The sequence below is a fragment of the Bartonella machadoae genome, assembly GCF_022559585.1.
GTDB classification, from domain to species: Bacteria; Pseudomonadota; Alphaproteobacteria; order Rhizobiales; family Rhizobiaceae; genus Bartonella; species Bartonella machadoae.
Genome location: NZ_CP087114.1, coordinates 583,663 through 602,239, shown reverse-complemented (window position 1 = coordinate 602,239; position 18,577 = coordinate 583,663). Strand labels below are relative to the sequence as shown.

The 18,577-nt window shown below is 37.5% G+C and carries 9 protein-coding genes and 5 pseudogenes; 12 read left to right on the top strand and 2 right to left on the bottom strand.

The genetic code is table 11. The features are described 5' to 3' along the window. Positions 1-153: 153 nt before the first annotated feature. The 12 genes and pseudogenes from LNM86_RS02825 to LNM86_RS02770 form a co-directional block, all read left to right on the top strand. Positions 154-423 (top strand): annotated as a pseudogene (locus LNM86_RS02825) (Arm DNA-binding domain-containing protein); the annotation flags it as partial. Between the two features lie 173 nt (positions 424-596). Then, positions 597-1,763: pseudogene (locus LNM86_RS02820) on the top strand (tyrosine-type recombinase/integrase). Positions 1,764-1,981: 218 nt separating this feature from the next. Next, on the top strand, positions 1,982-2,188 hold the full coding sequence (locus LNM86_RS02815) for a helix-turn-helix transcriptional regulator (RefSeq protein WP_241438353.1): 207 nt from the start codon (positions 1,982-1,984) through the stop codon (positions 2,186-2,188). Positions 2,189-2,288: 100 nt separating this feature from the next. Next, positions 2,289-2,628: pseudogene (locus LNM86_RS02810) on the top strand (DUF7146 domain-containing protein); the annotation flags it as partial. A 73-nt stretch (positions 2,629-2,701) separates the two neighbouring features. After that, positions 2,702-4,318, top strand: coding sequence for a YfjI family protein (locus LNM86_RS02805; RefSeq protein ID WP_241438352.1), 1,617 nt, complete (start codon positions 2,702-2,704; stop codon positions 4,316-4,318). A gap of 602 nt (positions 4,319-4,920) precedes the next feature. Continuing rightward, the gene (locus LNM86_RS02800; RefSeq protein WP_241438351.1) at positions 4,921-9,885 is read left to right on the top strand and encodes a DEAD/DEAH box helicase; all 4,965 of its coding nucleotides are present in this window, start codon (positions 4,921-4,923) and stop codon (positions 9,883-9,885) included. A gap of 1,414 nt (positions 9,886-11,299) precedes the next feature. Further along, on the top strand, positions 11,300-12,034 hold the full coding sequence (locus tag LNM86_RS02795; protein WP_241438350.1) for a hypothetical protein: 735 nt from the start codon (positions 11,300-11,302) through the stop codon (positions 12,032-12,034). Between the two features lie 79 nt (positions 12,035-12,113). Beyond that, complete coding sequence (locus LNM86_RS02790) at positions 12,114-12,797, top strand: LbetaH domain-containing protein (RefSeq protein WP_241438349.1); 684 nt, start codon at positions 12,114-12,116, stop codon at positions 12,795-12,797. A gap of 81 nt (positions 12,798-12,878) precedes the next feature. Further along, entirely contained in the window at positions 12,879-13,595 is a 717-nt protein-coding gene (locus tag LNM86_RS02785; RefSeq protein WP_241438348.1) for a hypothetical protein, read from the top strand. An 85-nt stretch (positions 13,596-13,680) separates the two neighbouring features. Next, positions 13,681-14,195: pseudogene (locus tag LNM86_RS02780) on the top strand (hypothetical protein). 78 nt (positions 14,196-14,273) lie between these two features. After that, positions 14,274-15,054: pseudogene (locus LNM86_RS02775) on the top strand (hypothetical protein). Positions 15,055-16,179: 1,125 nt separating this feature from the next. Continuing rightward, on the top strand, positions 16,180-16,848 hold the full coding sequence (locus LNM86_RS02770) for a uracil-DNA glycosylase (RefSeq protein ID WP_241438347.1): 669 nt from the start codon (positions 16,180-16,182) through the stop codon (positions 16,846-16,848). A gap of 309 nt (positions 16,849-17,157) precedes the next feature. Here LNM86_RS02770 and smpB read toward each other — a convergent pair whose 3' ends face one another. Next, positions 17,158-17,634, bottom strand: a complete 477-nt coding sequence (smpB, locus tag LNM86_RS02765; protein WP_241438346.1) for an SsrA-binding protein SmpB — start codon at positions 17,632-17,634, stop codon at positions 17,158-17,160. Between the two features lie 17 nt (positions 17,635-17,651). Next, positions 17,652-18,536, bottom strand: coding sequence for a 4-hydroxy-tetrahydrodipicolinate synthase (dapA, locus tag LNM86_RS02760; RefSeq protein ID WP_241438345.1), 885 nt, complete (start codon positions 18,534-18,536; stop codon positions 17,652-17,654). Positions 18,537-18,577: the final 41 nt, after the last annotated feature.

Here is an 18,577-nt window from a genome sequence, read left to right as displayed (position 1 = left end):
ATAATTTACTGTTTTGCCTGTTGAATGAGACCCCGAATATTGTAAGATTCTCTCATCTCAAATCCCCTTATGTTGAATCAAGTGAAACTATGTTTCTGCACGTCATAAGCGGGGTTTGTGTGTGGGGAGAAAACCGTTTAGAAAGGAGCAAAAATGCCTCTTATGAATCGTTTTAATGCAAGAGTGGTGGCAACATTGGGGGGGCGGTAAAGAGTATGATGGTGCCGGCTTGCACCTTCATAAGCGTAAAGATGGTGGTGCTCAGTGGCTTTTACGCTATACCATTCACGAGCAGCGTCGTGAAATGGGCTTGAGTGCTCTTTAAGAGATGTCTCTTTAAAACAAGCACGTAGAATGTGCAACCCAATGGCGTTTTGTTCCCAATGGCATTTTGTTCTTCGTGAGGGTTGTGACCACATTAGATAACACGTTGATTTATAAAGATAATTTATCGTTTTGCATGTTGAATGAGACTCCCGAATATTGTAAGATTCTCTCATTTCAAACCTGCTTATCTTGAATCAATAAAAACCATCCCTTTGCACATCAAAAGTGGGATTAACGTGTGGATAGAAAACATTTAGAAAGGAGTAAAAATGCCTTTAATGAATCGTCTTAATGCAAGAGCTGTCGCAACATTGGGGGCTGGCAAATATAATGATGGTGCCGGCTTGGTACTTCATAAGCGTAAAGATGGGGGTGCTCAATGGATTTATCGATATACCATTCACGGGCGGCGTCGTGAGATGGGCTTGGGTGCTTTAAGAGATGTCTCTTTAAAACAAGCCCGTGAATTGGCAACCCAATGGCGTTTTGTTATTCGTGATGGTCGTGACCCCATTAAAGAACGTGAGAAACAAAAGCGTGAGGCAATGCGCAATCTCCATTATTTAAAAGATATTGCTTTAGACACTTTCGAAACTCGTAAAGCTGAACTAAAAAATGATGCTAAAGATGGGCGTTGGTTTTCACCTTTACAACTTCATATTCTCCCCCAATTAGGCTGCCTCCCCGTTTCAGAAATTACACAAAATGATATACGTAATGTGCTTGCTCCTATCTGGCATACAAAAGCTGCAACAGCTTATAGAGCACTAAATCGCCTTAATATTTGTCTCAAACATGCTGCTGCATTGGGTTTGGATGTTGATTTGCAAGCAACAGAAAAAGCACGCGCCCTCTTTAGGCAAACAACGCCATAAAACGCAAAACGTACCGGCTATGGATTGGAAAGATATACCGGCTTTTTATAAACACTCTGCAACACAACAACCATGACACATTTGGCTTTGCGTTTGCTTATCCTTACAGGCGTTCGTACCTATCCTTTGCGTCATATCCATAAAGATCAAGTTGATGGTGATATATGGACCATCCCTGCTGAGAATATGAAAGGAAGGCGTGATGCTACAACAGAATTTCGCGTGCCTTTATCATCAGAGGCATTAGAAATTTTGAAACAAGCACGCCTGCTTTCTCGCAATGATTTCTTTTTCTCTGCAACCGGTCGGGGTCCCCTTGGTATAAATTGTATGACTCAATATATGCAAAAAACTGGACTTGATGCTTGTCCGCATGGTTTTCGCTCTAGTTTACGTGATTGGTTAGCTGAAACAACAGATGCTCCTTTTGAGGTAGCTGAAACCATTCTAGGTCATGTGGTCGGGGGTAAAGTAGAGCGTGCCTACCGTCGTACTGACTATTTAGAGCAGCGTCGTGTTTATATGGATAAATGGGCTGCCTATGTCACGAGCAAATCTTAAAAGATGGGGGCTTGTACCCCATTTTTATTCCATTATCTGTGGATAACTTTCTCTCTTCGTTCTCTCATTCCGTTTCAATAAGACTCATAAATTATCAAATGAGAAAATACATCATAAAGTACTGTTTTTTATGATTAAACTTACTTTCAAATCTCAATAAAATATGGTTAATAAATACTTATGATTTGTTACTATTTTTAGATTGAAAGGATTTAGTTATGACTGAAAATGATGTTCTTCTTACAGACCGCGAAAGTGCAAAATTATTGCATATAAGCGTTTCAACATTCCGTCGCCATGTCACCAATGGATCTTTACCAAAGCCCTTAAAATTGGGTTCTTTATCGCGTTGGTTAAAATCGGATCTGTTGAATGTGATTGAAAAAGCCAAAACGCAACGTCAACATCTCAGTGATGTGGCATAAAAAAACCTTGTCACGTAAGGGCGGACAAGGCTTTCTCAAATTATCGTAAATTGAAAATAGCAAAACCCGTCCTGTGACGCAACGTCTAAGGACAAGAGAAATGTATCATTTTATAAATGCTCGGGGCATTACAAATGCCTTGCGGGGTGTCTGGCATGGTGCTTATGGACTAGCCCGCTGCCCTGCCCATGATGATAGGTCACCTAGTTTAGCTCTATATTCTTTTAAAGAGACCATAGCAGAGCTTCATTTACGCAAGCGTGGGATCACTTGTAACTTGCCCCCCTAGTTTACGCTTTCATAGCAAATGCCCCCATCCCTCTGGCAAAACCATCCCCGCGTTGGTTGCTCTTGTTGAGGGTGGTGGCTCCTTTGCAATCCATAGAACCTTTTTACAAGACAATGGATGCTTGCTGCCCGTGCTTATCGCCAAGGCTTTGAAGTCTTGATGATGCAAGCTCCCCATGGCTCTGACTTCAACATTTTATTATTAAATTATGAAAGCGAAAAACAATGACAAAAAATATTCTAGAAAACAATGAAAATAGTTCTGTAAATGATACTGATAACGATAACACCCCTGTCTCTTTAAAGGAGCATCCCTGTTTACAAGCCATCCCTTATGAACAGGCTTTGCAACAAATGGGATGGGGTGAATTAAAACCGATAAACAAAGCGCTTTTACCGGTTGAACCTTTTCACCCCGAACAAATGCCTTCAACTTTACGAGACTATATTTATGACGTGGCTGAATGCCAACAATCTTCTCTCGATTTTATTGCTGTCTCGGCTCTGTGTGGGTTAGCTGCCCTGATTGGTAATGGAATTCGCATTGCTCCAAAACAAAATACGCACAATTGGAAAATTGTCCCTAATCTATGGGGCGCCATTATCGGGCGATCTGCAACTCTCAAAACACCTGATATGCAAGCCGCTCTCGCTCCTCTTTATTCCTTTCAAAATGAATGGTATCAACAGTGGCGTAAACAGAAAAAACAGAAAGAGACAAAAAATCTTCTCATTGAATTAGAGAGACAAGAAAAGAAAAAACAAGCCCGAAAAGCTTTTAAAAATAAAAATAAGCAACAAGCTATCGCTCTTCTTAATGAACCTCTTGAAGATCAAGAAAGTGAGGATGAAACTCTTGTTAAACGACGTCTTCTCGTCAATGATGCAACGGTTGAAAAGCTTGGAGAATTACTGAGAGAAAACCCGCGCGGGTTATTAATGGTCCGCGATGAACTTTCTGGTTTTTTAGCTAATATGGAAAGAAAGGAATATCAGACTGACCGTTCTTTTTATCTAACGGCTTTTAATGGAAATTCTCCTTATACCTATGACCGTATAGAACGTGGAACAATTTATATTCCCAATGCAACACTTTCCATTATAGGAGGCATTCAACCTTCTCGGATTATTCCTATTGTACAAGCGATAAACCGTGGGATAAACGATGATGGTTTATTGCAACGGTTTCAACTGATGGTATGGCCCGATAACAATAAAGAGAGAGAATGGAGGGATGAATATCCCAATCAAAAGGCATGGGAAGCTTATGAAAAAGTGTTTCGTTCTCTTTATGATAAACCGGTAGGATCTTCTCAACATCCAACGACCATGCGTTTTTCTCCCGATGCACAAGAGATGTTTAGTGAGTGGTGGGAAAATCATCAGAAAGCGATCAGAAGGGATGATCTCTCTGAAGCTTTGCAATCCCATTGTGCAAAAATGGACAAAACCATCGTAAGTCTTGCTTTGATTTTTGAACTTGTCGAAGGTGGTCGTTTTGAAATCAATAAAGAAGCCCTTCAAACAGCCTTGCGTTGGGAAAACTATTTGTTAAGTCATGCGAAACGTCTTTATGCGGCGGATGATAGCTTAACAACAGAGCGTGCAAATTTGATTATAGAGCGTTGTGAATGCTTACCTGAGGTTTTTACTGCTCGTGATATCTACAGGCGCTGTTGGACGCATTTAAAAGACAAAGAAGCCGTTAAAACAGCTTTAGATGTTTTATGCCGTTGCAACTATCTTCGTAAAATCTGTGATGACAAGGAGCAAAAAGGCGGTCGTTCTAGCATACGCTATGAATGGCATCCTTTGGTAAAAAATCAGAGTATTAAGCAATGAAGAAAGCTCTTTTAAAGCTTCTCAAAACAATTTTGCAAAACTCTTTTCAATGGCATTCTGTTAGGTAACCTTCTGCAAAGGAAATGATCAGAATTCTTTTGTAAAAAGAGTTTTGTCTCTTTTGACAGTTTTGTCTGTTGATTTACCCCCCCTCCCATTAAAAAAAATTGAGAGAGAAAATAAAAACATTCTATTTCAATAGGTTAGCATTATACAAATTTTTGCAATCCAATGCATAAAAGCCATGTGAGTAAGAGAGACAATCAGTGACTTGAGTTTTGTCTGTTTTGTCAAATTTTGTCGGTAAATTTTAATAGACAATTGTTATGATATTTTGAGATCATAAAACACTTCGAAACAATCATTTTGATCTCTTAAAATACATATCGAATTTGTTTTTATTAACACAAAAACGAATAGTAAATTTTACTACTTTGCTGTTTTAGGCTGTTTATAATTGCAACTTGTTAAATTTTTTTGACGGATTTGAGTGGTTTTCACGCCATTTTGGTTTATTGGGTACTCGATATTTGTTCTAAATGTATTTATGAAACGCCATTGTGATTTTTTGAGTCTCATAAGGCAATGGAGTTTATTGAATAATGTCTCAATCTCTCAATTCTGATAATAAACAATCTTCTTTACGCTCTCTCTTACAATCTTATCGTAATAAAGCACAATCGCCCCGTGAATTAGGTACTCTTTTCGAAAACCTTGTCATGGTTTACTTGACCCATGACCCGCTGCAATGCCAAGAATACGAAAAGGTTCAAACCTATTGCGATTGGGCGAAAGAGCGTGGTGAAGATGGTCGGGATATTGGCATTGATTTAGTCGCTAAAATCCGTGATCAAGAAAGCTATGCTGCCATCCAATGCAAATGCTATGACGCCTCTTATTGCATTAAAAAAGAAGATATTGATAGCTTTATTGCTGCCTCTGGAAAAAAGATCTTCTCCCGTCGCATTCTTATTGACAGCACTGAAAGTGATTGGAGTGATAATGCTTCTCATACCTGTGAAGGACAAGAAATCCGTATTCAACAGATTAATCTGTTTGATCTCGAAAACAGTCAAATCGATTGGAGTGCCTTTGAAGAAAAAGGGGATGTTGTTCTTAAAGAGCAAAAGAAGAAAAAGCTTTTAGATCATCAGATAGAAGCACTGGACGCTGTTTGTGAGGGTTTAAAAGAAGCAGACCGTGGCAAGCTGATTATGGCTTGTGGAACAGGTAAAACATTTACAAGTCTTAAGATAGCAGAAACTCTTGCTGGTCAAGGCAAGCGTGTTTTGTTTTTGGTACCTTCTCTTGCTCTTATGTCACAAACCATCAGAGAATGGACAAGCGATACACAAGTTCCGTTGCGTTCCTTTGCTGTGTGTTCTGATACACAAGTTGGCAAGCGGCGTAAAAACCAAGAGGATGCTGCTGATTTTAACGCATCCGATCTTGTCCTGCCTGCTACAACAGATGCAAAAGAACTTGCTAGCAAAGCCAATAAAATTTTACCTGATGTGATGACTGTGGTGTTTTCGACTTATCATTCGATACAAGTGATATCCGATGCGCAAAAGAACTATGCGTTACCTGAATTTGATCTGATCATTTGCGATGAAGCGCACCGTACAACAGGTGCTGTGTTAGGTACAGACAACAGTGAATCGGAATTTGTTAAGGTTCATGACAACAGCATTGTTCAGGGAAAAAAACGCCTCTACATGACAGCAACTCCAAAGATCTTTACTGATAATGCCAAGAAACAAGCCAATGAGATTAATGCCGTGCTGGCGTCCATGGATGATGAAGAGCTCTATGGAAAAACCCTTTACACTTATACCTTCTCAAAAGCCGTTCAGAATGATCTTTTAGCACCTTATAAGATTATTGTCTTGGGTGTGAATGAAGAAGCAGTGGCTCAATCCATTCAACATCTTATGACCGATGATAATTATGAACTTATTCTTGATGATAAGACCAAAATTGTAGGCTGTTATCAAGCTCTCAGTAAAATCGATTTGAAGGTTGATTTAAGCGATGACCCCAACCCTATGCGAAGGGCATTGGCTTTTTGTAAAGATATTAAAACCTCGCAACGCATTCGTGATACCTTCAATTCTGAAGAAATTCAGGATGAATTACGGACTCTTTATGAAAGCTATAAAAAGACCTCCCCTCTTCATTGTAAGTTTGAACATATTGACGGAAAACAAAGTGCAAAAAAACGCAATCAAGCCCTTGATTGGTTAAAGGAAGATGCGGGGGAAAATACCTGCCGTGTGTTAAGCAATGTTCGTTGTCTCTCAGAAGGAGTGGATGTTCCTGCTCTTGATGCGGTGATGTTTTTACACCCGCGCAAAAGTCATGTCGATGTCATACAAGCGGTGGGGCGTATCATGCGTCGCGCCAAGGGGAAAAAAAGAGGTTATATCATTCTACCCGTTGGGGTTCCTGCGGGGATTTCTGCTGAACAGGCTTTAAGACACAACAAGAGATACAAGGTTGTCTGGCAAGTCATCAATGCTCTGCTTGCCCATGATGAGAATTTTGAGATAACCCTGAACCAGATGATTTTAGGACAAGATGTAAGTCATACCCTAGAGATTCTTGCCTTAGACAGCATGACTGCGGTTGAGGATAAAATCTCAATCTATGAAAAATCAGAAAGTGTGGGATTAAAGATAGGAAAACCCGCCTATGAACCTGCTCAAAGTGTTGGAGTACAAACAAGATTACCCTTTTTTAAAGAGTTCCGTAATGCTCTGATAACCCTTCTAACGAAGAAATTTGCCATTACGGATTATTGGGAAAACTGGGCTGGCAATGTTGCTGAGATTGCACAAAACCATATCAACCGCCTGCAAAACATGCTTGCTGATGAAAAGAGTGAAGCCTTTCATGCTTTTGAGAGCTTTTATCTCGAACTAAAGAACAATTTAAACAGTGATATCAAGCAAGAAGAAGCCATTGAGATGCTCGCACAGCATCTTGTGACGCGTCCTGTGTTTGAAGCTTTGTTTGATGGCAATCAATTTGTTCAAAACAATACCATCTCGCAAGCGATGGAAAAGATCTTAGCTGTGTTGGATGAGACCAATATTGAAGAAGAGTCAAAAGAACTTAAAGAATTCTATGATAGTGTAAAATTACGTGCTTCTGGGATTACCACCCCGCAAGCAAGACAAAACCTCATCATCACTCTTTATGAAAGTTTTTTTGCCAAGGCGTTCAAAAAGACCACGGATAGACTTGGTATTGTTTATACCCCTGTTGAGGTTGTAGATTTTATTATTCATTCCGTTGATGATGTTTTACGCAAGGAATTTGGCAAGAGCTTGGGCTCCCGTGGTGTTTCTATTCTTGACCCCTTTACGGGAACAGGTACTTTTATCACGCGGCTTTTGCAATCTGATCTCATTAAACCAGAAGATATGGAATATAAGTTCCGTCATGATATCCATGCCAATGAGATTGTCTTGCTTGCTTATTACATAGCAGCGATTAATATTGAATCGACCTATCATAGTCTTATGAAAGGAGATTATATTCCCTTCAAACATATTGGTTTAACCGATACGTTTCAAATGGTTGAAAAGCAAGATCTGATGAAGGGCTTACTAGAGGAAAACAGTGCCTATTTAGAACTTCAGAAAAAACTCAATATTGAAGTGATTTTTGGTAACCCTCCTTATTCAACAGGGCAAAAAAGTGCAAATGACAATGCCAAGAATACCCCATATCCACTCTTAGATAACCGCATTCGTGAAACCTATGCCGCTCAATCGAATGCAAGTCTTATCCGAAATTTGTATGATAGTTATATTCGTGCTATTCGCTGGGCTAGTGACCGTATTGAAAATGCTGGGATCATTGGCTTTGTTTCTGGTTCTGGTTACATAGAAAAGCCAACAATGGACAGTTTACGCAAATCTTTAGCCAAGGAATTTACCAGTATTTATGCACTCAATTTACGAGGAGATCTTCGTAAAAACATGTTAAGTGGTGGTAGAGCTCAAGAAGGAGAAAATGTTTTTGGTAATGGTAGTATGACTGGTATTGCTGTAACATTATTTATCAAAAATCCTAATGTTTCTGGAAATTGTAAAATTTATTATCATGATATTGGCAATAATCTTACGACAAAAGAAAAACTCGCGGCTCTTGAATACCTTAATAGTGTTGATGGTATTGCGGATAAATCAAGTTGGAAAATTATTACACCAGATGAGCATGGTGATTGGATCAATCAACGTGATAACAGTTTTAAAACATTTATAGCCTTAGGTGATAAAAATAATAATAAAAAGCTATTTGAGGCTTATTCCTGTGGTATCGTAACCAGCCGTGATGCTTGGGCATACAATTCAAGCCGTAAAGATTTAGCAAAAAATATGAATAATATGATTGCCTTCTATAATTGCGAAGTAAAACGTTTTAATGATGCCTATCCACATGCTGACCGTAAAATACGTATCAAAGCTGTAGATAATTTCGTAAATTCAGATGCAAGAAAAATTAGCTGGAGTCTTAATCTTAAACAACATTTAACTAGAGAAAAAGTTTTTGAATTTGAAGAAACTTGCCTTGCGCAAAGTTTATATCGTCCTTTTACACAACAATGGTTCTATTATAATCGTATTTTTAACGAAGCCATCTCTCAAATACCGCGGATATTCCCTATGAGAAAAACGGTTGATAATAGGGTGATACAAGTTACAGGCGTAGGAGCAAGATCTGGTTTTTCTGTTTTGATGACTAAAGATGTACCTAATTATCACGCGATGGATACTGGACAATGCTTTCCACGTTATTTTTATGAAGATGTTATATCTTTAAAAGATAAAAATGATAATCAATCTCATTTATTTACAAGTTCTATAGAAGAAAGAAAAACAGATGGTTTACAACGCCGTGATGCCATTACTGACGAAGGTTTAGCACATTTTAAGGCTGCTTATCCTAATGAGAACATCACTAAAGATGATATCTTCTATTATGTTTACGGGATCTTGCATTCAGAAGATTACCGTGCTCGCTATGCTGATAATTTATGTAAAGAACTCCCTCGCATCCCTTGCGTAAAGAGCACTGAAGATTTCTGGGCATTTGTTAATGCGGGTCGTGAATTAGGCAATTTGCACGTTAATTATGAAACCGTAGAGCCTTATCCCGTGACCTTTAAAAAAGGCAATCCAAAACTGAAAGATATCTCTAATCCCGAAAAGTTTTATTACGTTACAGAAATGAAATTCGCAAAAATCAAAAATAGTAAGGAAAAGGATAAGTCTACAGTTATTTACAATAGCAATATCATAATAACAGATATACCTAAGGAAGCTTATGAGTATATCGTAAATGGTAAATCTGCTCTTGAATGGGTTATGGGGCGGCAATGTGTAAAGACTGATAAAAAGAGTGGCATTGTTAATGATGCCAATCGCTATGCACTTGAGACCGTTGTAAACCCTGCTTATCCATTGGAATTGTTCCAAAGGGTTATTACAGTAAGTTTAGAAACAATGAAGATTGTTAAGAACTTACCAAATCTAGAATTAAGAGAAACTGAGTAGATTTATGAATCATGCCAATCTTATAAGGGGTATAGATCTTATAACCATCATCTATACTCTCTTATTAAGTTGCTTACCTATAATCTTAAAAGGAATGATTTACCATGTGCTATTCTAAAAAGAGATGATAAGATTTTTTACATTGCCTTTAAAAGATTAACTCGCAATCTAAAATGAGAGCATCATATCTTTCAAAAGCTCTCTTTAAAGACAAATATGCGTATTAATAGGTTGTATTTATCAAGAGAGATTGTTTTTTGAAGCATTGATAAAACTTAATATACTGAAATATAATGTTTTTTGTCTTTTTAGTGTTTTTTCTTTAAAACACAAAGTTTCAAAACTCAAAACCCTCTTTAAATCTATAAGTTACTCTTTATAACACGCCTCATAACCACCTTTTATCTTTTGAAAGGCTTTAAAGGATTATACTCCCTCTCATAAAACATGGTTTAAACACGCATTCTAATCATAACAATTGTTTGTTAAAATTTACTGACAAAATTTGACAAAACAGACAAAATGCGTGTCATTAATTCTCTATATTACTCACATTGCTTTTATACGTGATGTTTTAAAATTTTGAAAAATACTAACCTATTGAAATATAATGTTTTTATTTTATCTCAATTTTTTTAAATAAAAGGGGGGCTAGATTAACTGACAAAACAAACAAAAGAGACAAAAGCCCATAAAAAGGCATTTTGATAAGGATATAAGAATTCAAAATGTTTTCATAGCAAATCAAAACCGCATGATCATATTTATCATTTTGTTTTATGAGAATGATGCGGTGGCTATAGAGAATGAATCAAAGCAATAGATTTGAATCAAAAGCGCTGATTATAAGGAGGCGGTCTCTATAAAGCTGTTTAAATTACAAACCTCTTATAAAAAATTCACAAAAATATTCACAAGTTATCTCGTAAAAATAATGATGCGTTATAAAGTTAAAAATGGGCATCATAAGAGCGTTTTTAGTTATTATGATGTTTAAAAGAGAAAAATAACGCAATTGCGTAATATAGAGTCAAATAGAGACAATAAAACAGAAAATATTCATAAGCATATGACGCATATTTATACATAATGGTATAAAAAATAATTATAAAAAACACAAAAAATAATAAAAGATAGTTGACAATAAATACGTAATTTGTTATATAAATACTCAAGTGATCAAAACACTTACGAATAGCGGATAGGTTACGAAACAACCTTTCCCATGTCTTTGAAAATACTGACTGTCTTTTGTGCTCTTGTTAGTATATTAAGATTCTGTCGGGTGTGGTTACACCATACAATACCCTTATGGGGAAAGTGTAACAACGGACTATTCGCCGTGTTTTGAGCGCCCGATGCCCTTTATAAGGGTGTAAATTCAAAATAACCTAACGAATAGAAAGGATTTCAAATGAAATCTACAGTTAAAAACACCCCTGTTATCTCATCCAAAAAATATGAATTCACATATGATATGCAATGCGTCAATGGTCACTTATTATACCGTATCCGTGCTTTAAAAGACTTTGCTGATGTCAAAAAAGGTGACCTTGGGGGGTATATCGAAAAGGAAAGCAACCTCTCTCATGATGGGGACTGCTGGGTTTATGATCAGGCTCGTGTCTTTGAAAAAGCTCGTGTCTTTGGGAATGCAAAAATCAAAGGTTATTTTGTCGACGTTTATGGCAAGGCAAAAATTTATGGAAATGCTATTTTTGAAGGTCGTACAATAAAAGGCAATGCAAAACTTTATGGCAATGCCCATGTGCAAAATGCTGTTGCAATTGAAGGGAATGCAAAAATTTATGATAACGCCTCTGTAACGAATTATGCTCATATTTCTGATGATGCTGTGATTTGTGATGATGCCCATGTCGGGGGCAATGCAAAAATAAGTGGCGCTGCTCATATTTGTGATCATTCTCAAGTTTGTGATGATGCCGTGGTTTGTGGGGCTCTTATCTCAGGCAATTCTTATGTACATAGTGCTGCCTCTTTAACTGCTGATGATCATATTTGGGACGAGGCATATCCGGAATTGGGTAGTGAAGATGATTATTATCGTCACGAATATTATGATGATTATGGTTATGATGATGATTACCAATATGATTGCAATTCTGAAGATGCCAATCAAGCAGCGTAAATAACACCACGGGCGCTGCGGGGGTGCCCCTCTTTAAACTTCATTCAAATTTTATCGATTATTAGATTAGGAGCTCCCTATGACCACTAAAACTGTATCTAAAATTGTATCCAAAAAATATGAATTAACAAATGAAACGCATGTCGTTGGTAATCGTACCCTTTATCGCATTCGTGCTTTAAGAGATTTTTCTGATGTCAAGGCTGGTCAATTGGGTGGTTTTATTGAGAATGAAAATAATCTCTCTCATGATGGTAACTGCTGGGTTTATGATGATGCGTGGGTTGCTGACAATGGCGTCGTGTCTGATAATGCGCAAATTTTCAATTATGCTAGCGTTTTCGATAATGCAACGGTTTGTGACAATGCAAAGGTTTTTGATTGTGCAAAAATTTATGACAATGCAAAAATTGCTGATAATGCTAGGGTTTTGGGAAGGGCTTTTGTTTACAATCATGCCTGTGTTTTGAATAATTCTGAAGTTTCTGACAGGGCTGTTATAAAAGGCAATGCAAAAATTTATGAGAACGCTTTACTAACTGGCTATGCGCAAGCTTATGGGAATGCAAAGATTTTTGGTAACGCACAAGTTTGGTTTTTTGCTGTGGTTTGTGATGATGCTTGTATTTATGACAATGCTAAAATTACAGGTGGTACATACATTTGCAATAAAGTGAGTGTTTTTGGTAATTCATATATAGATACAAAAAAATTGAATGGTAAAATCAAAATTTGTGATCAAATCATAAATCAAGCAGCATAAATAACACCACGGGCGCGGCGGGGGCGCCCCTCTTTAAACTTCATTAAAATTTAATCCATTATTTAGATTGGGAACTTACCTATGACCACTATAAATGTATCTAAAATTGTATCCAAAAAATATGAATTAACAAATGAAACCCGTGTATTGGATGATTATACACTTTATCGCATTCGCGCATTAAGAGATTTTGATGATGTAAAGGCTGGTCAATTGGGGGGCTTTATTGAAAATGAAGATAACCTCTCTCATGATGGCAACTGCTGGGTATATGATAATGCATGGGTTTATGGTCATGCCCGTGTTTATGACAATGCAAAAATACGAGGCAATTCGCAAGTTTGTGGTCATGTCTATGGCAATGCCCATGTCTGCGACAAAACCCGCGTTTATCCTCATGCCCATGTTTATGACAATGCCAATATTTCCAATAAAGCATGGGTTTATCATAAGGCGCGGGTTTATGGTAATGCAAAAGTATCAGGTAGTGCTCGTATTAAAGTAAAGGCAAAAGTTTATGAGAATGCCGTTGTTAATGGGGCTGCAAAAATTTATGGCTCTGTTTATGGCAATGCGAGCGTGGGTTGCCATACTGAGGTTCATGGTTCTGTTTATGGCAATGCGAGGGTCTCTGGTTATTTCCTGATTAGAGGTAGGGTCTATGGCAATGCAATATTAAAAAGAGATGGTTGCTCATATATCAAGCAAAATCCTTACTATGCATATGGGATTCCTAAGGATTGTGAAATTTATGAAGGCGATAACGTTGTAAAGATTGTTGAAAATCAAGTAGCATAAATAACACCGCGGGCGTGGCGGGGGCGCCCCTCTTTAAAAGAACATTTCATTCAAAATTTATTAAATATTTAGATTGGGTTTTCTCATGACTAGTACAGTTGTAACTAAAAAATATGAATTAACAAATGAAACGCGTCTCTTTGGTAATCGCATATTGTATCGCATTCAGGCTTTAAAAAGCTTTTCCGATGTCAAGGCTGGTCAACTCGGTGGTTTTATCGAAAATGAAAATAACCTCTCTCATGATGGCAATTGCTGGGTTTATGGTAATGCTCTGGTTTTAAACTCCGGTCGTGTTTATGAGAATGCTAGGGTCTATCATAACGCTATTATCGCTGGTTATGTCTATGGCAATGCAATCGTTCTTGGTAAATCGATCATTTATGACCATGCTCATGTCTATGGTAATGCACAAATTTATGATCACGCCCGTGTCGTCAATTATGTTCATTTATTTATGAGAATGCTCATAGTCACGGCATTGTTATGATTTTAGAAAAGACGCGCGATGATATTGAAACAAGGTCTTATATCGAATTGCTTTCCAATAATGAATTAAAAATCATCTGGCTGCGTAATAAAGCCTTTTTAAATCTTTAAAGCGCCGTGGGGGTGCCCCCTTTTTCCAACATTTTCCATGCAACTTTTTTCACAAAAGAGATTGTGAGGGGTTTTATGATGTCCAAAAAATACAAACTAACTAATGAAACAAAACAACTGAAAGATAAAATTACACAAAAAATTACAACGCTTTATCGCATTCAGGCTTTAAAAAGCTTTTCTGATGTCAAGGCTGGTCAACTCGGCGGTTTTATTGAAAAGGAAGAAAATCTTTCTCATAACGGTCTTTGCTGGGTTTATGATAATGCATTGGTTTATAAACATGCCCGTGTCTATGAGAATGCAAAAATACGAGGCAATGCGCAAATTTGTGGTCTTGTCTATGGCAATGCTCAGGTGCATGATAAGGTGTTTATTTCTCAATATGCAAAAATTTATGACAATGCATTTGTTTATGACAGTGCGCATGTGGCTGGCTATGTTTATGGCAAGGCTCGTGTCGTATGGCAATAGTCGTGTTTCAATTGAAGCCCATGTTTATGGCAATGCGCATCTTTTTCATAATAGTTATCTTTTTGAATATGCAAGGCTTTATGGCAACGCTAGAGTGTTAGGCTCTGCTTGTCTTTTTAGCACTGCGCGTGTTTATGGCTATGCTGTTGTTAATAGCCGTGCAAAGATTTATGGCAAGGTTTATGACTATGCAAAAGTAAGTGGCTGTGCGCAAATTTATGGCTCTGTTTATGGTAAAGCTCAGGTTTCCCATACTATCAAGGTTTTTGGTCGTGCTTGTGGGCGTGCAAAACTCAATCGAAAAAGTGAGATAAGAGAGGTTCCCAAAAATAAGGAGGTTAATAAGAGCGATATTCTTATAGAGATTATTGATACTGAAGAATAAACAATAAATGCGGGGGGCGTTGGTTTCATGCCATTTCAAAAGACAAGAGTGCAAAAAAGAAAGCCGTGCCATTTTTACGTGACGCGGCTTTCATGTCTCAACTCTCAATGGAGTTATAAGTACATATATACAAAATGTATTATATTGCAAGCTTTGTATTCGCTTTATAAAAACTTATCCCAAATAATATAAAGGAATGGTTATGAAAGCGTTCTTTTAGATCATTACGTTTGAATGAAAAAAACTATTAGCTCTATGATGATTTAAAACCTATTTATACAATGCCTTCATTTTTAAAGCGGTTAATTGAAAGAAAGCACGTTCTCAAAACGCTTTGAAAGCTATATCAAGTCAATCAAAAGCAAGCGTTGGTTTTGAAAGCAATCTCTTAATAAAATAAAAAACAGCTCTTTTAAAATCAACCGGTCCAAATTTGGGCTGGTTTGGGTTGGTTAAAATTACTCACCCCAATTTTGGGGGAAGTATCTTTCTAACTTCTCTCTAACTATCTTAAAGAGGTGCCCTCATTTTTGAGGTAACTAAAATCACTCAATCCAAATTTGAATTAACCCCTTTCAAAAAAAAGTTTCAAATATTTGCATTTAAACAAGCCCTCATATTCAATTGCGTTCTAACAATGCGATTTAATTATGATAAAAACGTCTTGTACAATTTATGACATGTTATGAATGATAACTGCTTTGCATTTCATTTGAATGCTCTCATGTGTTATAACATTGGCATCATGATTTGCTTTTTATGCTCTGTTTATAGATGGCTATTGTTTGTAAAAAATGGTCAATTAAATTGTGTATAAAAGTGTGGATTCAAAGGTGGATTCATATAAAATAAATGCACTTAATCTATTGACTTTATTGTGTTTTTTTTGTATAATGTGGTTTCTTCATTAATCATCATCCATTCCTCTCTTAATTCATGAAACAAATCACTAAATGTCAGTAGTTCTTTGAAAAAGAATAAACAATGGCTTTATGTGAAACCTTATTATTACTGTTATTAAATAGTTCATTTGTATTCATTGTAATTGTTTACCAAGATATAATCCGTCATAAACCCTATAAACAGCCTAATATAATTTTTATAAGAAATGATAAATACCACCTCATGAATAGCCAATTAACATCTCTTTGCCCAGAACCGCCGAAAAATTGTAACCTATGCCCCCGCTTACACAAGTTTATCTCTGAGTGGCGTATGAAAGAACCGAACTGGCATAACGCACCAGTACGCCCATTCTTTCCTTATAAGGGTGCAGACACAACACGCCTTCTCATTGTTGGTCTTGCCCCTGGACTACGCGGAGCAAATCGAACTGGGCGCCCATTTACTGGCGATTATGCTGGGCACTTACTTTATTCCACTTTAAAAAAATTTGGTTTTGCTCAAGGCGCCTTTGAAGAAAGAGCGGACGACACTCTTCAATTGATTGATACAGCAATTGTTAACTCAGTTCGTTGTGTTCCACCAGAAAACAAACCCACGGGTGCAGAAATTAACACTTGCCGGTATTTCTTTTCTCCTCTTCTCACAAATCTTCCCAAGCTTAAAGCTGTTATCACCCTCGGCACTATAGCACACCATTCAACACTGCGTGCTCTCAATGCAAAAATTTTAGCCTATCCTTTTGGACATGGAAAAATAAACAACATTGGTAGATTACGCATTTTTTCAAGCTACCACTGTTCACGCTACAATACCAACACTGGGCGTTTAACAGACGCTATGTTTCATCAAATTTTTGAAGCAGTAAAAACATATCTGGATCAATGCTAAAATAGCTACAACATATTGATTTATAACAATAATTTACTGTCTTGCATATTGAATGAGACCCCCGAATATTGTAAGATTCTCTCAATTCAAATCCCCTTATGTTGAATCAAGTGAAACTATGTTTCTACACGTCATAAGCGGGGTTGATATGTGGGTAGAAAACCGTTTAGAAAGGAGCAAAAATGCCTCTTATGAATCGTCTCAATACCAAGGGCTGTTGCAAAATTGGAGGGCGGTAAATAGTATGATGGCGCCGGCTTGCACCTTTATAAGCTTAGAGTTATAAAAAAGAGAGACAAACTTACTTTCTCATCCATATCTCTTTAAAAGCCTTGCTTTTTCACGCCCCCAATCACGTTTCTTTTCTGTTTCACGCTTATCATGAAGCTTTTTTCCACGTGCTAGAGCAATTTCCAACTTGGCGCGCCCTCTTTCATTAAAATAAAGTTTGAGAGGAACAAGTGTCATTCCTTCACGAGAAATCGCATTAAAAAATCGTGCCATCTCACGTTTTGAAATTAATAATTTACGCAAACGACGTGGCTCATGATTAAAACGATTAGCTTGCGTATATTCAGGAATATAGCTATTGATGAGCCATAATTCCCCATTTTCAAAGCTGGCATAGCTTTCAGCAATATTTGCCTGATTGGAACGCAAAGACTTCACTTCCGCTCCCTGAAGTACAACACCGGCTTCAAGATTATCAAGAATTTCATAATTAAAACGGGCTTTACGATTGTCCGCAATTATTTTTCGTATTGGCGCGTTCTTTTTTTTGTTCATGGCTACACAATATCATTTTACTCTTTAAGCAGACCTGCATGGCGCAAAGCCGCATCAATCATTTCTTTTGTACTGTCTTTTAGTGGAACAATCGGAGAACGAACATAACTCCTACAAATCCCTAATCTCTCAGCAGCATATTTAATACCCGCAGGACTTGGTTCAATAAATACTGCACGATTGAGAGGCATCAAACGGTCATTTAATTCGAGAGCCGTTTTATAGTCACCACGCAAACAAGCCGCTTGAAGTTCTGCACAGAGTTTTGGAGCAACATTGGATGAAACCGAAATACACCCAACACCTCCATGGGCATTAAAACCTAATGCTGTACAATCATCACCGGAAAGCTGCACAAAATCTGCACCACACTTTTCACGTTGTTCACTCACACGCTCAATTTTGCTGGTCGCATCCTTAACACCAATGATATTTTTAAAATCTCGGCACAGATCTCTCATCGTTTCTACAGCTATATCAATAACAGAACGACCAGGAATATTATAAATGATCATAGGGATAGAAATAGCTTTCGCAATAGAAGAAAAATGCGTGTATAAACCAGACTGATTAGGCCTATTATAATAGGGTGTGACAACCAAAACTGCATCTGCACCAGCCTTTTGCGCATGCTGCGCAAGCTCCACTGCTTCACTTGTACTGTTTGAACCTGCTCCAGCGACAACAGGAACACGCTTAGCAACTTGCTTAACACATAATTCTATAACCCTCTTATGTTCTTCGTGACTTAAAGTGGGTGATTCACCTGTTGTCCCAACAGGGCTTACACCATTAATACCTTGTGCTATCTGCCACTCAACAAAATGACAAAATGCTTTCTCATCAATAGCACCTTCACCATCAAATGGTGTAATAAGCGCGGTTATAGCTCCCTTGAGCATGATAAACTCCCTATAATGTTCTCTTTATTTTTTTAGCCTTT

What these genes read in the sequence shown, in the direction of transcription:
- LNM86_RS02805 (WP_241438352.1), top strand. Translation starts at nt 2,702, where the DNA reads ATGACAAAAAATATTCTAGAAAACAATGAAAATAGTTCTGTAAATGAT.
- LNM86_RS02770 (WP_241438347.1), top strand. Translation starts at nt 16,180, where the DNA reads ATGAATAGCCAATTAACATCTCTTTGCCCAGAACCGCCGAAAAATTGT.
- LNM86_RS02790 (WP_241438349.1), top strand. Translation starts at nt 12,114, where the DNA reads ATGACCACTAAAACTGTATCTAAAATTGTATCCAAAAAATATGAATTA.
- LNM86_RS02800 (WP_241438351.1), top strand. Translation starts at nt 4,921, where the DNA reads ATGTCTCAATCTCTCAATTCTGATAATAAACAATCTTCTTTACGCTCT.
- LNM86_RS02815 (WP_241438353.1), top strand. Translation starts at nt 1,982, where the DNA reads ATGACTGAAAATGATGTTCTTCTTACAGACCGCGAAAGTGCAAAATTA.
- dapA (WP_241438345.1), bottom strand. Translation starts at nt 18,536, where the DNA reads ATGCTCAAGGGAGCTATAACCGCGCTTATTACACCATTTGATGGTGAA.
- smpB (WP_241438346.1), bottom strand. Translation starts at nt 17,634, where the DNA reads ATGAACAAAAAAAAGAACGCGCCAATACGAAAAATAATTGCGGACAAT.
- LNM86_RS02795 (WP_241438350.1), top strand. Translation starts at nt 11,300, where the DNA reads ATGAAATCTACAGTTAAAAACACCCCTGTTATCTCATCCAAAAAATAT.
- LNM86_RS02785 (WP_241438348.1), top strand. Translation starts at nt 12,879, where the DNA reads ATGACCACTATAAATGTATCTAAAATTGTATCCAAAAAATATGAATTA.